The sequence below is a fragment of the Thermoanaerobaculia bacterium genome, assembly GCA_035717485.1.
Classification (GTDB): domain Bacteria; phylum Acidobacteriota; class Thermoanaerobaculia; order UBA5066; family DATFVB01; genus DATFVB01.
In genome coordinates, this window is record DASTIQ010000168.1 from 1 (window position 1) to 6570 (window position 6570).

The following is a 6570-nucleotide window of genomic DNA, read 5'->3' on the forward strand; positions in this document are numbered from 1 at the left end:
GCGGAGCCGGGGGTCCCGCCGCTTCCCGCCGCGGCGCTCTCGGCGCCCGACGCCGATCTCGTCGAACGGCTCGCCGCCTCGAGTCCCGTCCGGATGCGGCTCGCGCTCGGCTGCCGGACGGAACCGGACGCGCCGGGCGCCAACGTGGTCGGAGAGATCCGCGGATCGGACCGGCCCGAGGAGATCGTTCTCCTCGGGGCGCACCTCGACTCGTGGGACCTGGGGACCGGCGCGATCGACGACGGCGCCGGGGTCGGCATCGTCTGCGAGTCCGCGCGCGCGATCGCCGCGCTCCCGCGCCCCCCGCGCCGGACGGTTCGCGTGGCGCTCTTCGCGGACGAGGAGAACGGGGGGCGGGGCGGCGAGGCGTACGCGAACGCGCATCGGGCGGAGCTCGATCGGCACGTCGGCGCTCTCGAGATGGACCTCGGGACGGATCGCGTCTACCGGATCGGCGTCGCCGGAGGCCCGGAGGCGGAGGCGCTCGCGGCGTTCATCGCGGGCCTCCTGAGGCCGATCGGCGTCACGGAGCGAGCCGCCGACGCCAACGGAGGCTCCGACGTCTCCGCGCTCCGTGCGTTCGGGATTCCCCTGGTCGATCTCGACCAGGACGCGTCGCGCTATTTCGACTTCCATCACTCCGCCGACGACACGTTCGACAAGATCGACCCCGGGAACCTCGCGCAGGCGACCGCCGCGACCGCCGTCGTCGCCTGGACGCTGGCGGACGCGCCGGAAACGCCGGGACGAATCCCGCAGGAGAAGAGGACCGTCAAGCGCTGGTAGTTGGCCGGCGCGACGGCCCGCGCCGGCGAGTCGCGGGTCGGCGAGCGGTGCGTCCACGAGTGGCATCGCCGGTCCGGTTTTCGACTCGCGACCCTCGACTATCGGTCTTGTTCCGCGATCCAGGCGTCGACGTTCTTCTCGAGCACGTCGAGCGGAAGCGAGCCGTGCAGCAGCACCGCATCGTGGAACCGCCGGACGTCGAACTTCGGGCCGAGCGCCTTCTCCGCGCGCGCGCGGAGCTCGCGGATCTTCATCTCTCCGATCTTGTAGGCGAGCGCCTGCCCCGGCCAGGAGATGTACCGGTCGACCTCGACGGTGATGTCGTTGAGAGTCTTCGCGGTGTTCCGGGCCATGTAGTCGATCGCCTGCTGACGGTCCCACCGGAAGGCGTGCATCCCCGTGTCGACGACGAGGCGGCAGGCGCGCCACATCTCGTAGGTGAGCTGGCCGAAGTGCGAGTAGGGGTCTTCGTAGAGTCCCAGCTCACGGCCGAGGCTCTCCGCGTAGAGGCCCCACCCCTCCCCGAAGGCCGTGTAGTAGGCGTTCCGGCGGAAGTCGGGCAGGTCCCGGAGCTCCTGCGCGAGGGCCGCCTGGAGATGATGACCCGGAACGGCTTCGTGGAGCGTCAGCGCCTCCATCTCGTAGCGGGGCCGGGTGTCGAGCTTGTACGGGTTGACCATCATGAACCCCGCCCGGCTCCCGTCGGCCGCGCCCGGCTGGTAATAGGCGGTCGTCTGAGCCGGCTGGGCGGCCTCGGGGATGACGCCGACGCCGTACGTGTTGCGTGGAAGGGTGGCGAAGAGGCGCGGCAGCTCGCCGTCGATCCGTTTGGCGATGTCCCGGTATCCGCGCACGAGATCGTCCGCGCTCGTGTAATAGAAGCGCGGGTTCGTGCGCAGATCCTTCAGGAAATCGGCGAAGGAGCCCCGGAAGCCGGTCTGCGCGATGATCTTCTCCATCTCGCCGTGGATCCGCGCGACCTCGCCGGACCGATCTCGTGGATCGTCTTCGGGTCCAGAGTCGTCGTCGTGTGGAGCCGGACCGAATAGCGGTAGAACGCGTCCCCGTCGGGAAGCGACCATGCGCCCACATCCTTCCGGCACGCCGGGAGGTAGCTCTTCTCGAAGTATTCGAGGAGCCTCGCGAACGCGGGCTGGACGTTCCCGGCGATGACCGCCGTCCCTTGCCGCCGGAACCGCTCGCGGTCGGTCTCGGAGAGGGCGTCGGGGAAGCGCGTGAAGGGCTCGAAGAAGGGGCTCTTCTCGGGCGGGCCGGAGGACTCCGCCCGAAGCTGCTCCGGGACCTTCTCCACCGCGATCCGGGCGGCGACCCAGCCGGTTTCGACCCCCTTCTTCAGGAGCGCGATCACCTGGTCGGCCTGTTTCGGGACCGCCGCCAGCCGCGCGAGGTAGGACTCGTAGTCGCGCGCGGACCGGAACGGGGTCTGGGGCGGAACGCTCGGGAGCTCGATCTGCATCCCGGCCAGGGGTCCGATCGCGAGGTACTCCGTCGGAAAGCGATTCCCTTCGATCGCGAGCTCGACGTCGTGGAGGAAGAGGTCGTAGCTCACCCGGCTTTCCGGAGAGAGCGCCTCGCGCCGGAAGGTCCGCAGGGTCGCGAGCTCGCTCTCCGAGCGCCGCTTCCGCTCGGCGATCGCCTCGAAGCTCAGGTCGGTCAGGCGGTCGTTCCAGCGGTTGTCGCCGACGAGGGTCGCGCCCTCCGGGTACTGCTCGAGACCCCACTGCCATTCCTCGTCGAAGAAGCGGCGAAGCCGCGCGTCTTCGCTCCCGGCGGCGGCCGCGAAGGACGAGCCGAAGGCGACGACCAGGACGATGCCGGCGAGTCTGGCGAGCATGGATTCCTCCGGGGCGAGATCCTATTCCAGCCTGGCGCTCTCGACTTCCGGAGCGGGGAGGCTCAGAGCGGCCGGGCGCGCCGGCTTTTCCGGATCGGGGCGGCCCTCTCGGTCGCGGGAGGGCTCGCGGAGCGCTCGACGGAATCGATGATCCGGCGAAGGGCGGCGACGCCGGTCCGGATCCGGGCGACGTCGCTTCCCCCATATCCCAGGATCAGCCCCGCCTTGCGGGTCTCGCCGCTGTAGGCATCCGAGAGGGGCGCGACCCACAGCCCTTCGTCCGCGGCGCGGAGGGCGATGGCGCGGTCGTCCTCCCGCCGTTTCAGCGCCGCCGTCAGATACATCCCCGCCTCGTCGCCGAGGATCTCCAGCTCGCCGCCGAGCTCGCGCCGGATCTCCTCGACGAGCGCCGCCCGGCGCTCCCCGCAGACGATCCTCATCCGACGAATGTGCCGGGAGAACTGCTCCTCCCGGATGAAGTCGGCGAGGACCGCCTGGGGAAGCGTGGGCTGGTAGATCGCGGTGGCCGAGCGAACGTCCGCGAAGTCGGGCACGAGGTCGCGCGGGAGCACGAGATAGCCGATCCGGAGCGCCGGAAACAGGATCTTCGTGAAGGTTCCCACATAGATGACCCGGGAATCGCGGTCGAGTCCCTGGAGCGAAGCGATCGGGAGCTTTCCGAACCGGTATTCGCTGTCGTAATCGTCCTCGACGATCCAGGCGCCCGTGTCTCGCGCCCAGTCGAGGAGCTGAAGCCGGCGGGAAGCGCTCATCGTCACGCCGAGCGGGAACTGGTGCGAGGGAGTGACGAAGACGGCGCGGGCCCGGGGGGCGAGCGCGATCCCCGCCGCGACGTCGATCCCTTCCTCGTCGACCGGGACCGGAACCGCGCGCACGCCCGCGAGGGCGAGGACCTTGCGGATGCCGAAATATCCCGGCTCTTCGATCCACGCGGCGGCGCCGTCGTCGAGCAGGACGCGCACCGCCAGATCGAGGGCGGGCTGCGACCCGCCGCTGATCATGACCTGGTCGGCCTCGCACCGGACGGCCCGAGCGGTTCGGAGATAGCCGGCAACGGCCTCCCGGAGCGACGAGAGTCCGAGCGGTCCGCCGTCCGGCCGGAGGAGGGAGTCGCTGCGGCGGGAATGGCGCGCGACGAGAGACGACCAGACTTTCGAGGGAAACCGGTCGATCGGCGGCTCGGCGATCGAGAAAGCGCCCCGGCCGATCCACCACGGACGAGAGTCGCGGCGGCGGACCGAGTCCACGCGGGCGGCGACGCGGCGCGGCGCCGGGGGAGAGGGGCGGGAGGGTCCCGGAGCGTTGCGGCGGGGCCGAAGAACGTCTTCGGGCAGCGTCCGGGCGACGAAGGTTCCGGATCCCGTCCGGCTCTCGAAATACCCTTCCGCGAGGAGCTGCTCGAAGGCGTTCAGCACGGCGAGCCGGGAAATACCGAGCTCCGCGGCGAGGCTCCGGGTCGAAGGAAGGCGCTGGCAGGCCCGGAGACGACGCTCGACGATCGCGTCGCGATAGCCTTCATAGATCTGCCGATAGAGCGGTTTGCCGGAAGACCGTTCGATCGCGACCAGCGGGAGGATTCCCGCAGGGGCTGCCCGCACCGCGCGAGAATAGTGGCGCTGCCGGTCCACCGGCAAGTGGCCCTTGCGACCGACCGCGCGCGCCCCGAGACTGCGATCTCCGGAGGATCCATGAGACCCCGAATCCGTCGCGCCCTTCTCGCCGCCGCCGGCCTGACGACGATCGGCCGAGTCGGAGCGGTTCCCTCGTCCCCGAGCGCCGCCCGCGCCGTTCTCGTCGAGCTCTTCACGTCGCAGGGCTGCTCCTCCTGTCCCCCCGCCGATCGCCTGCTCGACCGGCTCGGCGCGGAGGAGGGAGCGTCGATCGTGCCGCTCGCGTTCCACGTCGACTACTGGAACCACGCCGGCTGGTCGGATCCGTTCTCCCGTCATGCGTGGTCCTCCCGACAGGAGGCGTACGTGCGGCGCTTCGCGATCCCGGCCGAATACACCCCGGAGGCCGTGGTGGACGGCTCCGTCCAGCTCGTGGGCTCGCGGGAAGCCGATCTCCGGGCCGCGATCGCGGCCGCGGCGTCGCGCGCCGCCGCCGACGTTTCTCTCGGGATCGAGCGGGCCGACCGGAAGGTGGCCGTGACGGTGCACGTCGATCGTCCGGCTTCGCTCGCCTCCCGACGGCTCGATCTCATGGTCGCCCTTTTCGAGCGGGACCGCGATACGAAGGTCGCCGGCGGAGAAAACGGCGGCCATGTCCTCCACGACGCATACATCGTTCGGAGCCTCGACCGCGCCGCGAAGCTGAAGGACGGCCCGCCGGCGACGGAACATGCGATCTCGCTGTCCGTCGAGCGCGGCTGGGACCGCCTCGGCGTCGCCGCGTTTCTCCAGGATCCGAAGACGCTCGAAGTCTTCGGGGCATCGGCCGCGCCGGTGCCCGGAGCGCCCGGGAGCGGCGGTGTCCACTGAAGCGAGGGACGACCACGGTCGTCTTCGCCCGATCCTTCTCGCGGGAGCGGCGGCGGGCGCTCTCGACATCACGGCGGCCTTCGCGACGTGGGTCCCGAAGGGCGTGTCGCCGGTCCGCCTCCTCCAGGGGATCGCGAGCGGCCTGCTCGGCGCGGAATCGTTCCGCGGCGGAGCGGCGACGGCCGCTCTCGGGCTCGCGTTCCAGTTCCTGATCGCGACCGCCACCGCGGCGGCGTTCTTCATGGCGAGCCGGAAGCTCCCGGCGCTGACGCGGCGGCCCCTCGCCTTCGGGGCGCTGTACGGAATCGCCGTCTACCTCGTGATGTACTGGATCGTCATGCCCCTCTCGCGGTTTCACCGGCGTCCCTTCTCGTGGCCGGCGACGGTGATCGCCGTCCTGACGCACGTGTTCTGCGTCGGGATTCCGATCGCCGTGGTGGTCGGGCGTTCCCGCCCTTCCCTTCCCGCCAGGGACGCCGTGCCGAGCGCCTGAGCCCGCCGTTCAGCCGTTCCCGCGGCCGTCCGCGGACGCGCGTCGAATGGCCAGGACGCGGCGCTTCAGGTCGCCTTCCGTCCTCACGTCGCGGACGTCCTCACCCGATTCGGCGAGGGCATCGATCAGGGCACGGATGATCTCGGCCCTCTTGACGACGGCGCCGCTGGCGGCCCGGATGTCTGCCGAGAGGCGATCCAGATAGACGATCTGGCGGTTGAGCAGCACGACCGTGGCCTTGGAATAGGCCTCTTCGTGCATCGGCGGGCGGCCGATCAGCTTGACGACGTGATTTCCGTAGGGTTCGCTGGACATGGCGGGTTCCTCCACGAAGGAAGTGTCGCGCCGGAAACGGTCGGCGGCAATAACCGCTTTGTGTCGGGATGAGAGTGCCACTTCGGATGGCGGCCGCGCCGGAAGAGGGCCCGCCGGCGCGAGGCCGGCGGGCCGCTGCCCGATCGATCAGAAGCTCAGTCGTGCGCCGAAACGCAGGACCCGGGGCGCCTGCAGCTCGGTGATCTCGTTGGCCTGGGCGGTCGCGTCGCCCGTGGTCGTGAATCCGCAGGGTCCGCCGGTGCCGTTGCACGAGCGGTTCCGCTTCTGGAGCACGGTGTTCGAATTCAGCACGTTGAACACGTCGAGCGAGAAGGTGAGGTCCGCCTTCTGGAAGAGCGGAACGACCTTCTCGAGACGCATGTCGAGCTCGTACAGGTTCTTGTTGCGGTGGTCATCCGGGTTGCCGATGATCACGCTCCGGGCGCCGAGGCCATCCCCGGGGTTCTCGCGCACGAAGTACGGGATCGGATAGCCCTGGCGTCCGTAGAGGTTCGCCGAGACGTTGAAGTTCGCCGGAAGCTGGTAGAGGCCGCTGACGTTGAAGTTCCACTTGCTGTTGATGTAGACGTTCGCGAACGCGCCGCTGTTGGCCGCGCCGC

8 protein-coding genes are annotated in these 6570 nt (G+C 70.1%); 3 read left to right on the forward strand and 5 right to left on the reverse strand.

All coding sequences use genetic code 11. The features are described 5' to 3' along the window. Positions 1-786: M20/M25/M40 family metallo-hydrolase (locus VFS34_08975; protein ID HET9794581.1), on the forward strand; the 786-nt coding region annotated here is incomplete at its 5' end. Between the two features lie 98 nt (positions 787-884). On the opposite strand, the gene VFS34_08980 is transcribed toward VFS34_08975, so the two are convergent. The 3 genes from VFS34_08980 to VFS34_08990 all read right to left on the reverse strand — a co-directional run bounded on the left by VFS34_08980 (position 885) and on the right by VFS34_08990 (position 4260). Further along, positions 885-1745, reverse strand: a complete 861-nt coding sequence (locus tag VFS34_08980; protein HET9794582.1) for a DUF885 domain-containing protein — start codon at positions 1743-1745, stop codon at positions 885-887. After that, positions 1691-2641 carry a DUF885 domain-containing protein gene (locus tag VFS34_08985; protein HET9794583.1) on the reverse strand — a complete coding sequence of 317 codons (951 nt, stop codon included), beginning with the start codon at positions 2639-2641 and terminating at the stop codon, positions 1691-1693. Before VFS34_08985 ends, VFS34_08980 begins: the two co-directional genes overlap by 55 nt. Before the next feature lie 62 nt (positions 2642-2703). Beyond that, complete coding sequence (locus VFS34_08990; GenBank protein ID HET9794584.1) at positions 2704-4260, reverse strand: PLP-dependent aminotransferase family protein; 1557 nt, start codon at positions 4258-4260, stop codon at positions 2704-2706. A 90-nt stretch (positions 4261-4350) separates the two neighbouring features. Between VFS34_08990 and VFS34_08995 the strand changes: the two genes are divergently transcribed. Further along, positions 4351-5142 (forward strand): DUF1223 domain-containing protein, encoded by a 792-nt coding sequence (locus VFS34_08995; GenBank protein ID HET9794585.1) that lies wholly within the window; start codon positions 4351-4353, stop codon positions 5140-5142. Continuing rightward, positions 5132-5635 (forward strand): hypothetical protein, encoded by a 504-nt coding sequence (locus tag VFS34_09000; protein ID HET9794586.1) that lies wholly within the window; start codon positions 5132-5134, stop codon positions 5633-5635. Before VFS34_08995 ends, VFS34_09000 begins: the two co-directional genes overlap by 11 nt. Positions 5636-5644: 9 nt before the next feature. On the opposite strand, the gene VFS34_09005 is transcribed toward VFS34_09000, so the two are convergent. After that, positions 5645-5950, reverse strand: a complete 306-nt coding sequence (locus VFS34_09005) for a hypothetical protein (protein HET9794587.1) — start codon at positions 5948-5950, stop codon at positions 5645-5647. A gap of 147 nt (positions 5951-6097) precedes the next feature. Continuing rightward, the coding region (locus VFS34_09010) for a hypothetical protein (GenBank protein HET9794588.1) at positions 6098-6570 on the reverse strand (473 nt) is incomplete at its 5' end.

Bases quoted from the DNA above. Each gene is read 5' to 3' on its own strand.
- VFS34_08980 (HET9794582.1), bottom strand. From the start codon at position 1,745: ATGGAGAAGATCATCGCGCAGACCGGCTTCCGGGGCTCCTTCGCCGAT.
- VFS34_08985 (HET9794583.1), bottom strand. From the start codon at position 2,641: ATGCTCGCCAGACTCGCCGGCATCGTCCTGGTCGTCGCCTTCGGCTCG.
- VFS34_08995 (HET9794585.1), top strand. From the start codon at position 4,351: ATGAGACCCCGAATCCGTCGCGCCCTTCTCGCCGCCGCCGGCCTGACG.
- VFS34_09005 (HET9794587.1), bottom strand. From the start codon at position 5,950: ATGTCCAGCGAACCCTACGGAAATCACGTCGTCAAGCTGATCGGCCGC.